General features: G+C 61.3%; 11 protein-coding genes and 1 tRNA gene. 3 read left to right on the top strand and 9 right to left on the bottom strand.

The genetic code is table 11. The features are described from left to right. Position 1: 1 nt before the first annotated feature. The 3 genes from ACMFWR_RS13570 (at position 2) to ACMFWR_RS13560 (ending at position 4,369) form a co-directional block, all read left to right on the top strand. Positions 2-1,579 carry a UxaA family hydrolase gene (locus ACMFWR_RS13570; RefSeq protein ID WP_413192167.1) on the top strand — a complete coding sequence of 526 codons (1,578 nt, stop codon included), beginning with the start codon at positions 2-4 and terminating at the stop codon, positions 1,577-1,579. A gap of 236 nt (positions 1,580-1,815) precedes the next feature. Further along, positions 1,816-3,312, top strand: a complete 1,497-nt coding sequence (locus ACMFWR_RS13565; protein ID WP_413192166.1) for a sugar ABC transporter ATP-binding protein — start codon at positions 1,816-1,818, stop codon at positions 3,310-3,312. Positions 3,313-3,439: 127 nt separating this feature from the next. Continuing rightward, positions 3,440-4,369, top strand: coding sequence for an ABC transporter permease (locus ACMFWR_RS13560; RefSeq protein WP_413194890.1), 930 nt, complete (start codon positions 3,440-3,442; stop codon positions 4,367-4,369). Positions 4,370-4,463: 94 nt separating this feature from the next. Here ACMFWR_RS13560 and ACMFWR_RS13555 read toward each other — a convergent pair whose 3' ends face one another. The 9 genes from ACMFWR_RS13555 to selA form a co-directional block, all read right to left on the bottom strand. Next, entirely contained in the window at positions 4,464-5,891 is a 1,428-nt protein-coding gene (locus tag ACMFWR_RS13555) for an MFS transporter (protein ID WP_413192165.1), read from the bottom strand. Positions 5,892-5,978: 87 nt separating this feature from the next. Further along, positions 5,979-6,938, bottom strand: a complete 960-nt coding sequence (gene panS, locus ACMFWR_RS13550; RefSeq protein ID WP_413192164.1) for a ketopantoate/pantoate/pantothenate transporter PanS — start codon at positions 6,936-6,938, stop codon at positions 5,979-5,981. A 201-nt stretch (positions 6,939-7,139) separates the two neighbouring features. Next, positions 7,140-8,204 carry a selenide, water dikinase SelD gene (selD, locus tag ACMFWR_RS13545; protein WP_413192163.1) on the bottom strand — a complete coding sequence of 355 codons (1,065 nt, stop codon included), beginning with the start codon at positions 8,202-8,204 and terminating at the stop codon, positions 7,140-7,142. A 193-nt stretch (positions 8,205-8,397) separates the two neighbouring features. Continuing rightward, positions 8,398-9,684, bottom strand: a complete 1,287-nt coding sequence (locus ACMFWR_RS13540) for a tetratricopeptide repeat-containing protein (RefSeq protein ID WP_413192162.1) — start codon at positions 9,682-9,684, stop codon at positions 8,398-8,400. A gap of 12 nt (positions 9,685-9,696) precedes the next feature. After that, positions 9,697-11,817 (bottom strand): DUF4062 domain-containing protein, encoded by a 2,121-nt coding sequence (locus ACMFWR_RS13535; protein WP_413192161.1) that lies wholly within the window; start codon positions 11,815-11,817, stop codon positions 9,697-9,699. Positions 11,818-12,147: 330 nt separating this feature from the next. Next, positions 12,148-13,005, bottom strand: a complete 858-nt coding sequence (locus ACMFWR_RS13530; protein WP_413192160.1) for a DUF3800 domain-containing protein — start codon at positions 13,003-13,005, stop codon at positions 12,148-12,150. 303 nt (positions 13,006-13,308) lie between these two features. Then, a tRNA-Sec gene (locus ACMFWR_RS13525) sits at positions 13,309-13,404 on the bottom strand. A gap of 136 nt (positions 13,405-13,540) precedes the next feature. Then, on the bottom strand, positions 13,541-15,538 hold the full coding sequence (selB, locus tag ACMFWR_RS13520) for a selenocysteine-specific translation elongation factor (protein WP_413192159.1): 1,998 nt from the start codon (positions 15,536-15,538) through the stop codon (positions 13,541-13,543). Then, complete coding sequence (selA, locus tag ACMFWR_RS13515) at positions 15,535-16,965, bottom strand: L-seryl-tRNA(Sec) selenium transferase (RefSeq protein WP_413192158.1); 1,431 nt, start codon at positions 16,963-16,965, stop codon at positions 15,535-15,537. The genes selB and selA overlap by 4 nt, the downstream gene beginning before the upstream one ends. Position 16,966: the final 1 nt, after the last annotated feature.

Here is a 16,966-nt window from a genome sequence, read left to right as displayed (position 1 = left end):
CATGAACACCACTTACCCTTCCGGGGCGGACACGGCGCGCGCGCCGATCGAAGGATTGTCCCCGATGCTGATCCTGCTGCACGCGCGCGATGATGTGGCGATCGCTCGCCAGCAGCTCTTGCCGGGCGCGCCGCTGATGGCGGGCGCACAAGTCGGCGGTCTCGTGCCGGCTGGCCACAAGGTCGCGGTGCGAGCCGTCGCGAGCGGCCAGGCCGTACGACGCTACGGCCAGATCATTGGCTTTGCCAAACGCGATATTGCCGTGGGTGAGCACATCCACACGCACAATATGGCGATGGGCGATTTCGAGCGCGACTACGCGTTCGGCGTCGATGCACATCCGACACCGCATGTCGCCACGCCTGCGACTTTTCTTGGTATTCGACGTCCCGACGGCCGCATCGCCACGCGCAACTACATCGGCATTCTGACTTCGGTCAATTGCTCGGCGACCGTGGCACGCGCGATCGCGGATCATTTCCGTCGTGACATCCATCCTCAGGCGCTCGCCGACTATCCGAACGTCGATGGCGTCGTGGCGCTGACGCATGGTCAGGGGTGCGCGGTCGATTCGGAAGGCGAGGCGCTTGCGCTGATTCGCCGCACGCTGGCGGGCTATGCACGCCACCCGAACTTTGCGGCGGTGCTCGTCGTCGGTCTCGGTTGCGAAACGAATCAGATCGACGGCCTCGTCGAATCGCAAGGACTCACACGCAGCGCGACGCTGCGCACGATGACGATTCAGCAGACGGGCGGAACGTCGCGCACCGTCGCGTCGGGTATCGAGCAGATCAAGGCGTTGCTGCCTGAAGCCAACCGCGTGACGCGTGAACCGGTGTCGGCGCAGCACCTGATCGTCGGCCTGCAGTGCGGCGGCTCGGACGGGTATTCGGGCATCACCGCGAACCCCGCGCTGGGCGCGGCGGTCGACCGGCTCGTGGCGCACGGCGGTACGGCGATTCTGTCGGAAACACCGGAGGTCTATGGCGCCGAACACTTATTGACGCGTCGCGCGGTGTCGCGCGAAGTCGGTGAGAAGCTTGTCGCACGTATCCACTGGTGGGAGGAGTACTGCGCCCGCATGAATGCCGACATGAACAACAATCCGTCGGCAGGCAACAAGGCGGGCGGGCTGACGACGATTCTCGAGAAATCGTTGGGCGCAGTGGCCAAGGGCGGCACGACCAATCTCGTCGAGGCCTATGAATATGCGCAGCCGGTTCGCGCACAGGGGCTCGTCTTTATGGACACCCCGGGCTACGATCCGGTCTCCGCTACCGGGCAGGTCGCGGGTGGTGCGAACCTGATCTGCTTCACGACGGGACGCGGCTCGGCCTATGGATGCGCGCCGTCGCCGTCGTTGAAGTTCGGCACCAATACGTCGCTCTGGGTCCGCCAGGAAGAGGACATCGATCTGAACTGCGGCCGCATCGTCGATGGCGAGCAAAGCGTCGACGAGGTCGGTGAGCAGATTTTCCGGATGATGCTCGAAGCCGCGTCGGGCACGCGCACGAAGAGCGAGATGCATGGGTACGGACAAAACGAGTTTGTGCCCTGGCAGATCGGCGCGATCACCTGATGTCGTTTCGCATGCATCGACGTGCATGCGATGCGATGTCAGAAGCCGACGCTGCAGAAGCCGAATCCGCATACGGGTTCGCCCATGAAACGCCGCGCTGTGTCACGAGGCACAGCGCGGCGTTTCATCATTGGCGACTAAGCATTCGAGAATTTCTTCGTTCGTCGTGCGCGTTGCGCTTGCTACGCTGGGTCAATTAGCGCGGAGCCCCTCGCGCTCGCCCTGCGCTACCGAACGTGAATGCCCCGCATCCTCCGCCCCCTCCGCGTCTTGCCCTTGCCGGCGTTTCCAAACGCTTCGGTTCGACCGTAGCGCTCGATCACGTCGATCTGAGTGTCAATGCCGGCAGTATCGTCGCGCTGATGGGGGCGAACGGTGCGGGCAAGTCCACGCTCGTTAAAATCCTGGCCGGCGTGTACCCGAGCGATGCGGGACGTATCGCGCTCGATGGTCAGTCTGTGACGCCGACCAGCCCGCAACACGCCAAGGCGCTCGGCATCGTCACGGTTCACCAGGCGATCGTCGATACCGGTGTGCCCACACTGAGCGTCGCCGAAAACCTGCTGCTCGATCGCTACTGCACGCGCGGTACGCCGACCGTACGCGCCCGTCGCTCCGACGTCCAGGATGCCGGGACGCTTGCCGCCCGCGTGGGCCTCACGGTTGATCTGCAAACGCGACTCGGCAGGCTCACGATCGCCGACCAGCAGCGCGTGGCGATCGCGCGTGCGCTGGCGTCGGATCCATCGGTCGTGATCTTCGACGAACCGACGGCGAGTCTGTCGGATCGCGAAGCGCAACAGCTGTTCGAACTCATCGAGCGCCTGCGCGATGACGGCACCGCCGTACTCTATATCTCGCATCGGATGGCTGACCTCGAGCGGCTTGCCGACCGCGCTGTCGTGCTTCGCGACGGCCGCGTTGCCGGCAGCTATGCGCGCGGCGCTGACGGGACGATTGATTTTCGCGGCGCTGTGCGCACGATGATCGGTCGCGATCTCGACCCGGGCGGCACCCGTGCCCCATCGGGCCAGGGTCAGGCAGTGCTCGAACTCGAAGGCGTGCAGCTCAAACCGGGTCGTGAGCCGTTCGATCTGACTTTCTCGACGCATGAGGTGGTCGCGATCACCGGCCCGGTCGGCGCCGGCAAGACAACGCTGGCCGAAGCGATATTCGGGCTACGGCCGCTGCCGGCAGGGGTGATGAAGCTTGACGGGCACGCGTGGTCGCCACGCAGCCCTGCGCACTCGATCGGCGCCGGCGTGTTCTTCGCGGGTGAGGATCGATGGCGTACGTCGCTCTTCCCGTCGAATGTGCCGTTTGCGTCGATCGCCGGAACGATCAGCTTTCCGTTTCTGCCGCGCTGGTTTCCGTTCGGTCGCGTTCAGGCACGTCGCGAACGCGACGTTGCCAGCGCCGCCATTCAGCGCTTTGGCATCAAATGCCGGGGCGCCGACGATCGCCTCGACACGCTTTCCGGCGGCAACCAGCAGAAGGCCGTTGTGGCGCGCTGGCATGCGGCGCCGGCACGTGTGTTACTGCTCGACGAACCGTTCCAGGGTGTTGACATCGGTGCGCGCGATGACCTGATTCGCGCGATCCGTGACGAAGCACACTCGCGGGCAACGATCGTCTTTGTCAGCGACTACGGCGAGGCTCTTGAAGTCGCCGACCGGATTGTCGTTCTGGACCACCATGCGCTCGACGCCACGTCGAGCTTTGCCCATCTGTGAGAGCGCAATGAATTCCCCGACTCGAGCCTCAGCCGGACTTTCGACCGATACGCAACGCGAGGGGGCGCATGTCTTGTCGATCGGTGAGCGCATCGCAAAGTTCGCGATCTTCGTATTGCTCGCCGGCATGATCGTGCTGTTCGAATCGCAGGAGCCGGCATTTCTCAACGTCGCCAACCTGTTCAGCATTCTGCAGGCTGTCGCCATTGTCGCGCTGCTCGGCGTCGGGGTCACACTGACGCTCGCGGTCGGAGGCTTCGACCTGTCTTGCGGTAGCATCGCGGCGTTTTCGCAAATGGCGGCGAGCTACATTCTGATCGTCGGTCATGGATCGGCCGCATCAGCGGTGGTCGGCTGCGTTGCCTTGGGTATCGGTGCCGGATTGCTGAACGGTGTGCTGATCGTACGGTTGCGCATCCCCGACCAGCTTGCGACCCTCGGCACGTTGTTCTTGCTCGCCGGTTTGCAGCTGATTCCGACGGGAGGCCGTTCACTCGCGACCGGTACGACGATGCCGGACGGCAGTGTGGCGACGGGATCGTTCCCGCCGATGTTTCTTGCGCTCGGCAGGCTTCGTGTATTCGATATCGTGCCGGTGCCGGTTATCGTGCTCGCCGTGGTGTCGCTCGTCCTCTGGTTCATCATGGAACACACCCGATGGGGCCGGGTGTTTTATGCGATCGGCGGCAATGAGACCGCGGCGCGTCTCGCCGGGGCACCGACGCGCACCTACAAGCTCGTGGCGTACGCTGCATCAGGCGCAATCGCTGCGCTCGGCGGCGTGCTGCTCGCTGCGCGGATCGGTCGCGGCGACGTCAGTGTCGGCAACTCCATGCTGCTCGATGCCGTGGCGGCCGCGTTGATCGGCTACGCCGTGTGGGGCGTGAATCGTCCGAATGTGCTGGGCACCGTGATCGGCGCGATCTTCGTAGGCGTACTGCTGAACGGACTGACGATGCTCAACGCGCCTTACTACACGCAGGATTTTGTCAAAGGCGCGATCCTTGTCGGGGCGCTCGCGCTGACGTTCAGTCTGAGCCGCAAGGCGACGCGCTGAGGCGGTCGGCCGCCTGTGTCCGTGCCGGTGTTCCCCACAGAAGCGGGCGGTGCCGCACCGGCCGGGATGAGCAACGCCGGTGCTGTCGCGCAGACTACTTTGCCGAGGTCTTGCCCGCGACGGCGTGTCCGGCGTCGCGGGCCATACGCAGATAGCCCGGCAGCGAGAGCAAAGTCAGCACACCGCAGACCACGAACGCCCAGCGAAACTCGATAACGGTGTGCGGATGCGCGGGACCGCCATGTCCGTTATTGAGCCATGTCGTTCCGCGCAATGCGAGCGCGCCGAATGCGATGCCCATGCCGATCGTCATTTGCTGCGCGGCGCTCCAGAGCGTGCTTGCCGACCCCATGCTGGGCTTGTCGATGTCGACATAGGCCAGCGTGGCGAGCGTCGAGAACGTCAGGGACCGCATTGCGCCATAGGCGAAGACAACGATCAGCGTCCAGACGAGCATCGTGCCCGGATTGACCCAACCGCACGCGACCGTGAAGAGCCCCGCGCCGCCGACGCCGACGATGCAGGTCAGCCTGAAACCGAGCTTTTGCATGGCCGGCGTGGTCAGGGCTTTCATGCCGAAGTTACCCAGCGCGCTCACCAGCAAGAGCAGACCCGAGTTGAAGGCCGACATGCCAAAGCCGATTTGAAACAGCAATGGCATCAGATACGGTACGGCATTGATGCCGATCCGGCTCAACGAACCGCTGACGACCGTGACCGAGAACGTCGGCACCTTCAGCAACGCATATTCGATCAGCGGGTGAGGGTATCGGGCCGAATGCGCAAACGACAGGACGCCGATGACGATCGCTGCCGCTATCAGGCTGAGCGGCAGCGCCAGGCCTGTCGCCTCGCGGCTGGCCAGCTCGGTGCCATACATCAGGCAGATCAGGGAAATGCCGCTGAGCACGAAGCCGACGACATCGAGACCCTTGTGTGCTGGGTCTCGTTCATTTCTGACCAACGCAAACACAAAGGCAATGGCCGCGATGCCGAACGGGACGTTGAGCAGGAAGATCCAGCGCCACGACGCCACGTCAGTGATGAAGCCGCCAAGCGGCGGGCCGATGACGGGTGCGAAGATCGCAGGCCAGGTGATTGTCGAGATGGCTTGAATCAGCCGGCTCTTGTCGGTGTTGCGCACGACGATCATGCGGCCTACCGGCACCATCATGGCACCGCCGAGTCCTTGTAGCACGCGCGCCGCCGTGAATTCACCGACACCATTCGACAGACCGCAGAGAATCGAAGCGACCGTGAACAGACCGATCGCCGCTGCGAATACCGTGCGCGTGCCGATGCGGTCCGCGATCCAGCCGCTCACCGGAATAAACACGGCCAGCGCGAGCATATAGGCCGACATCCCGAGGCTGAGTTCGTTCGGGCCCACATGGAACGCGGTCGCCATTTGCGGCAGCGCCGTCGCGATGACTGTCGTGTCGAGATACTCCATGAAGAAGGTCGCGGCGACGAGCAGCGCAAGGCGATGCGAAAGGCGATTCTGGGCTTCGAGGTCAGTCATTGCGGCAAGCACGTAAGGCGGTAGGACGGTAGAGCGGCAAAACGCTAAAAGCTAAAAGCTAAAAGCTAAAAGCCAAAGCGGTCACGTCTAAACCGACGCATCGCTCGAGACGACTGAATCACTCGAGCCGTGCTTCGGTCCGGCGGGACGACCCGCCCAAATACCGGCGAGCACCGATCCAGAGAGGTTGTGCCAGACCGAGAACAGGGCGCCAGGCAACGCCGCGAGCGGCGAAAAATACAGCTTGCCGAGTGTCGCCGCGAGACCCGAGTTTTGCATGCCGACCTCGATCGCGAGCGTACGGCACACGGATTCATCAAAGCCGAGCAGACGGCCGCCCCAGTAACCACCGAGCAGCCCGGTCCCGTTGTGAAGAATCACGCCGACCATCACAAGCGGCCCGACTGTTGCGATGCTCTTGGCTGTACCCGCCACGACAGTCGCGATGATCAGCACGATCGCGATCGTCGAGAGCAGCGGCAGGTAGCGCTCGATACGCTGGATGAAGCCATGGAAGAAGTGCTGGATGATCAGGCCGACCACGATCGGCAATGCGACGATTTGCACGATGCTCATCAGCATGCCGCGCACGTCGACCGTGATTGACGCATCGATATAGAGGCGGGTCAGCAGCGGCGTGGCGACCACGCCGACGACCGTCGACAGCGCGCTGATCGTGACAGACAAGGCGACATCGCCGCGCGCGAGATAAATCATGACGTTGGACGCCGTGCCGCTTGCGACGCTACCCACCAGCACCATGCCGGCCACGAGGTCGGGCGGCATATGCAGCGCGTGCGCGATGACCCATGCCGCGAGCGGCATCACGAGGTAGTGAAGTCCGATACCCGCGATAACGGGGGCCGGGCGCGTGAATACACGCTTGAAGTCGTCAAACGACAATGTCACCCCCATCGTCAGCATGACGAGCGCGAGCAGCGTCGTCACGTGCGGTGAAATCGCACTGAACGATGATGGACTGCGATAGGCGATCACTGAAGCGATGACCGCCCACAACGGAAACAGACGGGTGATGCGCGAGAGCATGGGCCTTCCTGTAAGGAGCGGAGCACGACGGCTCAATGGGCAAAGCGCGAGCGGCGCTTGCGCGTCCCGGGTCGAACGCTCAGGCAGCGGCGAGACTACAGTGACGCCGCGAGGAGGGTCGTCGCAAAGCGCAGGGGTGCCGCATCGGGATCGCCGAGCGCACGGGAGGTGGCGGCGATTATAACGTGCGTTGTTAAGACATTAACGGAAGACCGAAACCCTTGGATCACCGTCCATGACTTCGCCGATGATGGCGGCGTATTCGAAACCCTCGGAATGAAACACGTCGAGCACGCGCGGTGCTGCCGCTTCGTCGCAGGCGATGAGCAGGCCGCCGGATGTTTGCGGGTCGGTCAGCAGTGTCTGCGCATACGAGGGCAGGGCTGGGTCGAGCTCGACTGACTCGCCATACGACGCCCAGTTGCGCGTCGATGCGCCCGTGAACACACCTTCGCTTGCGCGCTCGATAACGCCGTCGAGCCAGCGTAGCGAAGCGAAATCGATGCGCGCCGAGCGTTGCGCGCCCCGGCACATCTCAAGCGTGTGTCCAAGCAGGCCAAAGCCCGTCACATCCGTCATTGCGTGCACGCCGTCGATCATCGCGATCGCAGTGCCGGGCCGGTTGAGTTGCGTTGTCGTGTCGATCAGTGCGCGATATCCCGCGTCGCCGAGCTGATTCTTCTTGAACGCCGCGGACAGAATGCCGACGCCGAGCCGTTTGCCGAGGATCAGCTGATCGCCCGCGCGCGCACCTGCATTGCGCGCGACGCGGGCGGGGTCGACGATGCCGAGGGCAGCGAGACCGTAAATGGGTTCCACCGAGTCGATCGAATGACCCCCTGCGACAGGAATACCAGCCTCGGCGCACACTGTTTCGCCGCCTTCGAGTATCCGGGCGATCACATCGTGCGGCAGCACGTTGATCGGCATGCCGACGAGCGCAAGGGCGAGAATCGGCGTGCCGCCCATCGCATAGACATCGGATAGCGCATTGGTTGCCGCGATGCGTCCGAAGTCGAACGGATCGTCGACGATCGGCATAAAGAAGTCGGTGGTGGCGACGATCGCCTGCGTGTCGTTGAGCCGGTACACGGCGGCGTCGTCCGACGTTTCAGTACCGACCAGCAGATCCGGAAACGCGCGCGTGAGCGGCGACGCACGCTTGAGCAGATTGGCGAGGACCCCCGGCGCGATCTTGCAGCCACAGCCGCCACCATGTGCGAGCGAGGTCAATCTCGGTACAACGGGATCGGAGAGCTGGTTCATCCTGACGTCCGTGTGCGCGGGGAGTGGCCATTATGCAGCCGACAGTTCTCAATACGGAAGGCGTCCGGGTCCGTTTGTGTGTCTGCGCTTCAAGCCCAGTGGGGAAATCGGACGCTCCCAGGGTGGGTTCGACTGCTGCTGCCTTCCGCCAATCACCTAACCTTGCGATTGGGGGGCGATTCGTGCTTCGAACTCACACGGTTGGCGCTAGGGCCCCGAATACGGACGGCTTAAGGGTGATTGCCTCAGCCACGACCGCACCTCTACCATGCTCATAGGACTCGATTTCCCATGCCGACGGATTCGAATCGAAAAACAGTTTTTCGTTGCGCTCGCTATCTTCAAATCGCCCCAAGGCGGCCAAGCAGTTTGCCAGACTAGCGAATATCCACTTTCTATCGGATCGCTCATTAAAGTCCGACATTCGTTGAGCTTCCTCCAGCGCATTGACCACCGTCGTACGCACTTTCGCGGCACTCATAAGGTCGAACCATTTCTCGTTTTCGTCGGTCTGCATCGCCGCCCGATATCCAAAGCAGATCGCGAGGTTCTCACCGTTATAGTAGTCACCACGAATTACAAATCCGCGCTGATAGAAGCCGATAGCTTGATCGAGATACAAGCAGCTTTGGGTCCCAAGCCAAAGTCTTTTGGAAATCGCGCCAGCGATCCCGAGCGTTTCAGGATCGTTTGATTGACTCGGGCTCAATCTCTCGATGATTTGCCTGGCGCTCACAAGCGCTTCGACGGGAGATGGGGACTCTGCCTGATAGGTCGACAATGCCAGCTGCTGGAGAACATAAGGGTCGTTCGGCTTTATCCGGTCCGCAAGACTGAAATGTGAGGCCGCGTCCGCGTGCCGACTTTCGGCTCGCGCTCGAACGCCTGCGTGCAATGCATCCGAAAGGCGCTCTTCGACCGCCTCAACGTCTTCGAGCAGCGTCTCGAACTGGTTATCTGTAAGACGAGGACCCTTGAGTTTCGGCAGGTACGTGTAAACAGGACTATCCGGGTTCTTTGACTTCATAACCTCCACGACCAGAGCTTGCAAATCCGCTTTGGCACGAACCGCTTCGCGGGATCCGATATCCTTGCCCATGTGTTCGTATCGGAAGGTGCTCGTGTGATTGAGATCGAAACGTAGTTTGCCTTCCTGCTCGATCATGACAATGGTTGAATTCGGACGTAACGCGTGCCGCACACCAAGCTCATACACAGCATTGAGGTTGCCCGTCGAGATGTCGGCAATGACGAGCTCCGCTCTAAGCAGTAAGTTATACATTTCGGTATCAATGATGCCGGAATGCATAACTTCGTCCGCGCGGATGCAGCGCAATCCCGCGCTAACCACAGTTGGGCGAATGATCGCCTCATAGGTCGCATCCAGATCTAATGTGCGTCCAGACTCGAAGTCCGTTTTCTTTCCGAAACCCATGACGACGAAACACACCGGGCGATGATCTTTCTGTTTGATGTTCAAGTCTGCTCCCCGTTACGCTATGCCGAAATATGCTTGAGTCCTGCTAAGAACCAGCTGACGTGGTTCGTTATGAGTTATGCGATAGAGCTTGAACGCGTCTGCGTCATCGGCGCCTACTTCGCGGAACCATTCAGGCGTGCTTCCGTCTATCTTCACGAGGCGCTTGGTGGTTTCCGTAAATGCATCTTTCTGACGCATGGTCAGTCTTACAAGGTCGCCCGCTTTCCCGGAATATAAGGTCCGGAACGGAAGCACTCCTCCCGAAAAACGCAGTGTCTCGCGCTCAAAAATCTGAATAGCAGTCAACGTCGTGGACGCACTAGCACGCGCCAAACCCTCGAGCTCGACCAGACGTTGGGTGAAAAATGACCGGCGAGTTGCAAGATCCGCGAGCACTCGGCGTTGGTCATCGATACGCGTTTCGGTGGAGGAGACTTGTGCTCGATAGGTCGTCGCGTCGATATAGCCAATGCGAACGAAGTACACCGATGCTAGACCAGCGAGAACCGCATGAATTCCATGGCCACCGCTCCATTCATATGCCACCCCACACGCGGCGACGGCAGAAGCGGTCGCTTTCCAATAGGCGCGTATTTTGGCCCATCGTCCTCGCAATGCACGAATGTGTGCTTCCTGCGAAGCCAATCGAGACGAAGTTTCCTGGGTCGCTTTTTCGAGAATCTCAAGTTCTTGGCGAGTTCGATAACCTTCAGCCGTGGGCGCATTTGAAAGCGCGGCAACTGCCGCTCTCGCCCCCTCTGCGAGACGGCAGATTCGGTCGTGCTGTCTTTGCGCCGATTGACGAGCCGCGGCGAACGCGCGCTTTCGCCCTGCGCTGCGTTCGAGGGCGGCCGGCGCTTCACCACCGGCGAGAGCGCTTATTTGGTGTTCCGCTGACAAGATTGAATTGGCGCGTTGCAAGACAAGTACGCGAAAATTTTCTGCGATCGCGTTGGTCGCCTCTCTTATCGGGCGGAACAAGGGATCGACGAATATTTCGCGGAGACTTGGGAAATACAAGCTTCCCGCTTCGCGAACTTCTTGTATTGCTGTCGAGATTTCGCCTGTAATCAGCAGAGACCGGGCAAGTTCAATACGCGCTTGTGCGTACCGGGGCGCAACCTCGCTTGCCCTCCGCGCATACGCCACAGCCTCATCTAACTGCGCCATCGTGCGTGCGGCGCGCGCGGCCAGGATATAGCACGCTGACGCGCGTATACGCGCACCTTCATCGAGAGCGATTCGGCTTGCTCTTTCGCTAAGCTCACGCGCGCGTCCACAGTCCTGCTTTCTGCCTAGACTGATATACAACGCTGCCAACCAATAGTTGCTGAGAAGATCCAGCGGTCGATGTTCTAGCGCCCGTTCGAGATGCTTGATAGCACTCGCATAGTCCGCCAAAGTTATCGCGCGCTGTGCCTCTTCGCGTTGTTCATATGCTGCGACTGCCGCCGGTCTCAAAAGAGCGTCGAGCGCGCTCGAAAAACTTGCTCTGTCGTCGACCATGGAGAGACCTCGAACTTCGAACTCCTGGGATTCGAGCGCAGTAATGTCTGAGTCGTCCAGGACACTATCGTCGGATATCGCGTCGAACAAGTCTTGGTGTTGCCCGTCGCCGTTGACATGCAATTGTCCAAATCGCATTTCATGGAGAGCATTCACCAGGTTGTCGACGATGGTCTGCGCCATTTGTTCGGCCGTCGCATCCGCTTCACAAAAGCCCGCCGTATGTCGTTTCTCGATATCTCGCTGCCACTCACCGAATGGAGTTCCAGGCTCCGCATTCTGAATTCGACGACTGGAGTAACGGGCGCCGATGCAAAACACAAGGACACGGGTGCCGGATTGGTCGCGAATTGCCTCCTCGTACTCGAGATGCGTGAACGATTTATCATAGCCCGGCGCGATCGAGCCATACTCTTCTCCAAGCAGGAGGATGACAAATTCAGATCTGCGTATGCGTGCTAGACATTCGGTGAGGGGAGCGCGGTGACTGGCATGCCCATTGTTCAGGTCAACGGGTGAAAAGAGCGCCAATGGATGGTTGGCGATTTTCAACACCAAACGTTCGCGAAGTTCACGAAACTCCTCAAACCTCGACGCAATAAATACTTCAGCCTTGTTCAGCGACATGTATTTGCAATATAGTTAGCAGCCATCTATCGCTTAACGACCGAGAGTCGAATTACTTTAGTCGACTCTATTTGAATATCTGTCTTTTTGTTTGTCTAACGAACATCGATGCATTCGGGATCAAATGCCCGTAGATTGCATCTCAGTAGAATGGAAATAAAATGAAATAAATCATTTTGAACGCATGATTATTTTCGCTCAGGCAGCAAAAATGATCATGAATTTAGAGGCGCCGCTCCGAGAAAGTATTTCCGACGGCTCGCGCGGGACTTATTTGTTAGGCGAGCCGATTTGGCAAGCATGATGGGTCGCTTTAACCTCACCGTCCGATCAAGCAACGATTACGGCGTCCCTCGCGATTCGTGCGACAGGCTGACAAACCGGCTGGACGACAGCTCGTTCACACGCAGCTGGCCGCGGTTGCGCCGGCGGGAACGGATATTTGGGAGGCTGAATTGCCGCCAAGCGAGCCGGCGTTGCGGGATCGAGCACCTGATGCAGGCCGGAACGACCATTTCCCAAAGTCGCCATGAATGGAGCGATTTGAGGCCAGGCCCACGAGTCCAGACGGGCATAATAGCGAAAAATCCAGTAAGCGATACTATCTGCGAGCTGGAGCAGCCGCGTCGACTTAGAGTCGGCGAACATCGGAACTTCGGCGAAGTTTCGGAGCTTCCCTCTAGCGTGCCCAACCTGCTTGAACGTCCGATGCAACGCCTGCATGTCCTTTTCTTCGTTAGCCCGCTTCTGATCCAGCACGAAAAGACCACGCTGGGGGTCATTCTCCCGCTGAAATTTGAGCGCAAGAAAATCATCGAACTTGGATGCCAACACTTCGTAGCAGTAAGGAAGAATGTCCGCCGCGCTGAGCATTTGGCTCTGCTCGATGACGGCCGCGAACACGTTCAGCCGTGGACGACTGTCGGTAAGGACTCTCACAACGTCCGCTGCCGCTTGAGCGCGATCCGGAGCACTGAATTGCCCCCAACCATCCTTGCCGGAGAACATGGGCGAGGCGTGTAGTTCGAGGTAGGTGCCGGCGCGCTGCTCGAAAGGCTCGGCTATCGCATCCAGTTCTTGTTCGAGCCAGTGGGTTCGACGTTCGAAGACTGACACGCCGGCGAGCACAAAGAATGGTGTGTTCAAGTCGCCTGGCGAACCGGATTCGTCCAAATACGTCAGGTACATATATCTGATCTCACCGCGGAAATGGAAACGGGCTGCCGAAGCAGCCCGTCGTATTTGGTAAGCCAGGTGGAACAATCGCCCAACGCGTCGCAACTTCACGGCGCTCCCGACTCGAGAAAGACTCTACCACAAGCTCTTCCGGAAGGCCATCGACCGGAGCGGTTTCGATCGCTTCAGAAGCTAGAGAGAAAGTTGGTGATTTCGAGATGAACGGCGTGGCTTCGGGGAGGACTCGAATTTCTCCACTTCGCCTTACGCTTAGCCTGAGCATGCGCGATCGCAGGAGACTAACCCCAACCGTGTTGGCGGAAGGCAGCAGGAGTCGAACCTACCCGGGAGCGTCTGACGCCCCCCACTGAGTTTGAAGCTCAGCCGCGCCACCGGACGCGGATGCCTTCCGTATCTTGAACTGTGATGAAGCTCGTTACCTAAAAGGCCTCGTACCGCGGTCGTGGCCTCTGCACCCTGTCGTACGGCGCCAGAGAGACTCTAACTGCTTTCACGCCGGTTTGCGGGGCGGGTGGTCCGCATGACATCAACCGCCGGACCGCGCATCGACATCCTGCGTGTCAGCGGACTGCATGTGTTCAAACGGATGCGTGCCCTGAGGCCCTCGCAGCCAGTGCGCCTCGCGGTGAAAGCGAGTATAGCCAACGCGATCGAAGAACTCCAAAACCTGGATCGCCCGTTTGCGCCCGAGCCCGGTAGCGTCACGAAACGCGGCGGCGACGATCGGGCCGTTTGAGGCTGTCGCGACCGCGCGCGCGATGGTGGCAAGTTCCGCGATGGCCGCAGGGTGGTAGTAAAGGTCCCGCACCACCTGATGGAGCAGCGCCTGTTGCGCGAGGCGCCGCATCAACAGTCTGGCCTGTGCCTCTCCAATAGCGGTGGCAGTGCCGATATCCCGAACCCACGGCGGATCGAAATGCCCGGCGAGCGTACGACCCAGGATGTCCTCGGCCGTCTCGCGTTCCTCCTGCCCCAGCGTTTGTACATGACCAGGCAGATGCAACCAGGGTCCGGACCGCTCGATCTCGCCTGACTGCACGAGCGTGTCGACCAACGCGTACCAGACCGTGTCGGGCCATGTATGCGCAGCGATGCGCCGGAGTCTCGACACGTCCGGCCCGATCTCGTCCGGTGAGCGCTCGTGGAAGGTCCTGAGTGCCTGCAGCACACGCTGGGACAACGCGTCCCAATGTTTGCCCAGGATCAGGACATCGTCATCGGCATGCGTCGCCTGATCCGTGCTGTCGCTTGTTCCACGTCGGGCGCTTAGCGTGCGTGTTCCCCCGGGCAGGGTCAAGCGTTCGACGGGGAAGCCGGTCAGATGGATTGCAAGGCGTCGAGGCAGCCCGAAAGGAGCGCCCTCGAGCAAAGGCTCAATGCGCCCGCTATCGAGCCACGCGGCAATCGCGTCGAGCCACGCGTGACGTTCCGGAGTTCGGCGCTTGCGCGCAGGACCGAACGGATCGAGCACTCGACCACCGCCGATTGTTGCACTCGCTTGGGCGTTACGGATTACAAAACGCATTCCCGGCACCGCGCATAACGGAGCGTCGAACACAAGTTGCGCGCGGGCCGTCGAACCGGGTGTCAGGGTATCGGCCTCCAGCAACGCGACATGCGCGATTGCATGGAAGGTGCCGAGATGAACGTGGACCGGGCTCCAGTGCGTGATCGGCGAGGGCGCGTCAGCCAGCAGCGTGAGTTCGGTGTCGATACGCTCAGAAGGGCTGGCCAATGCCGGGTCGACGATCGAGTCGCCACGTCGTATCTGGTCTTTGTCGATCGAGGCCAGATTCAATGCGCATCGCTGCCCTGCGCGCCCACATTCAGACGCCTGGTTCTGCGCATGGATGCTGCGAACGCGCACGCTGACATCAGCCGGCATCAGGCGAACCGTGTCGCCGGTGCGCACAGATCCGGAAAACACGGTGCCGGTGACGACGGTGCCGTGGCCCGCCAGCGTGAAGACGCGATCGACGGCCAACCGGAACACGCCGTCGTCGCGTCGCGCATGCCATTCGGTAGCGGCTTCTCGCAATGTGTCGTTGAGCGCCGCGACACCGGCGTCGCCGGGTACGGTGGCGTTGACGGCAAAAATCGCTGCATCGCTGAGCGGCGTCGAGGCCAGCAACGCGTGGATCTCACGACGCACGGCATCGACACGGCCCGCGTCGACGCGATCGGCTTTGGTCAGGGCGACGATGCCGCGCGTGACGCCCAGCAACTGGAGAATGGCAAGGTGCTCGCGGGTTTGTGGCATCACGCCATCGTCGGCCGCGATGACGAGCAACGCATAGTCGATGCCGCAGGCGCCGGCGGCCATCGTATGGACGAAGCGCTCATGACCGGGTACGTCGATGATGCCGAGCACGTCACCATTGGCGAGCGGCGTGTACGCGTAGCCCAGTTCAATCGAAATGCCGCGAGATTTCTCCTCCTTGAGGCGGTCGGTATCGACGCCGGTCAACGCACGGACCAGTGTCGTTTTGCCGTGATCGATATGACCCGCCGTACCAATGATCATGAACGGGTGCCCGGGCTCGGGTCGAGTTGCGCCGTAAAGGCAGGCTCGTCGCGCGCTTCGAGGCAGCGCAGATCGAGACGCAACGCGTGGTCGGCGATCCGGCCGATGACCGGACGCGGTAAGGAACGCAGCCGCTCCTCGACGCGCAGCAAGGTACGGCCGCCCGCTTTGCCATCCGCGCGACGGATGACGAGGCCCGCGCTCGGCAGCGCGTCCACCGGTAACGCGCCGCTGCCGATCTGGCTGAGCATGGCCTCGACACTCACCACGAAGGCTTCGCCGACCCATTGCTGCAAAGCAGGCTGCAAACGTTGTGCGGCGTCGTGAATGTCTTGCGGCGCGCGCGTGAACAAGCGCAGTGTGGTCAGGCGTTCGGTGAGGAACTCAGGGCTTCGATATAGCGCGAGCACGGGCTCGAGCGCGGCGAGTGTCAGTTTGCCGACTCGAAGGGCGCGTTTGAGCGGGTGCTTCTTGATCTTCGCAATGAGGTCCGCGCGTCCGACGATCAGGCCGGCCTGCGGGCCGCCCAGTAGTTTGTCTCCGCTAAACGTAATGACATCGGCGCCGGCCTCAACCGTTTCGCGGACGGTCGCTTCGCGTGGGAGGCCGTATTGCGCGAGGTCCACAAATGAGCCGCTGCCGAGATCGACTGCGACAGGCAAGGACCGTTCGCGACCCAGGGTCGCAAGCTCTGCGAGGCGGACTTCATGCGTAAAGCCTTCGATCGCATAGTTGCTCGCATGCACTTTCATCAGCATCGCGGTGCGTGGACCGATCGCATCGACATAGTCGCGCAAATGCGTGCGATTCGTGGTGCCGACTTCGTGAAGCTTCGCACCGGCGCGGGCCATGATGTCCGGAATGCGGAAGGCGCCGCCGATCTCGACGAGTTCGCCGCGTGACACGATCACTTCCTTGCGCGGCGCCAGCGCGGCAAGCATCAGCAGCACCGCAGCCGCGTTGTTATTGACGACGGTGGCGGCTTCGGCGCCGGTCAATTCGCGCAGCAGCGGGGCGATCAAGTCGTCACGGTCGCCACGCGAGCCGGTGTTGAGGTCGAACTCAAGGTTGGCGGGCCGCGTCATCGCCTCGACGACGGCTTGCACCGCGGCCTCCGGCAGCAAGGCCCGGCCGAGGTTCGTGTGCAGGACGGTGCCGGTCAGATTGAAGACCGTGCGCAAGCGCGGCGCTGAAGCAGCGTCTAACCCATCGAGCGTCTGCGCAGCGAGCGAAGCGGAATCGAGGTCGCACGTCTGGCCGGCACGCAGTGCTTCGCGTACCGTTGCAAGCCGTTCGCGCAATGTGGCAAGCACCTGTGTCCGGCCGTGGCGGGCGATGATCGGCGCGAACGCGTCGGAGGCGAGCAACTGCTCGACAGACGGAATGCTCGACAGGGGAGGGCGATGCGTGCCGCCGTCTTCGCTCATG

The organism is Pararobbsia alpina (assembly GCF_965118125.1).
GTDB classification, from domain to species: Bacteria; Pseudomonadota; Gammaproteobacteria; order Burkholderiales; family Burkholderiaceae; genus Pararobbsia; species Pararobbsia alpina_A.
This window is presented reverse-complemented; position numbering and strand designations above follow the sequence as displayed.

Coding starts and splice junctions, on each gene's coding strand:
- ACMFWR_RS13535 (WP_413192161.1), bottom strand. CDS start 11,817: ATGTCGCTGAACAAGGCTGAAGTATTTATTGCGTCGAGGTTTGAGGAG.
- selB (WP_413192159.1), bottom strand. CDS start 15,538: ATGATCATTGGTACGGCGGGTCATATCGATCACGGCAAAACGACACTG.
- panS (WP_413192164.1), bottom strand. CDS start 6,938: ATGCTCTCGCGCATCACCCGTCTGTTTCCGTTGTGGGCGGTCATCGCT.
- ACMFWR_RS13530 (WP_413192160.1), bottom strand. CDS start 13,005: ATGTACCTGACGTATTTGGACGAATCCGGTTCGCCAGGCGACTTGAAC.
- ACMFWR_RS13560 (WP_413194890.1), top strand. CDS start 3,440: ATGATCGTGCTGTTCGAATCGCAGGAGCCGGCATTTCTCAACGTCGCC.
- ACMFWR_RS13555 (WP_413192165.1), bottom strand. CDS start 5,891: ATGACTGACCTCGAAGCCCAGAATCGCCTTTCGCATCGCCTTGCGCTG.
- selA (WP_413192158.1), bottom strand. CDS start 16,965: ATGAGCGAAGACGGCGGCACGCATCGCCCTCCCCTGTCGAGCATTCCG.
- selD (WP_413192163.1), bottom strand. CDS start 8,204: ATGAACCAGCTCTCCGATCCCGTTGTACCGAGATTGACCTCGCTCGCA.
- ACMFWR_RS13570 (WP_413192167.1), top strand. CDS start 2: ATGAACACCACTTACCCTTCCGGGGCGGACACGGCGCGCGCGCCGATC.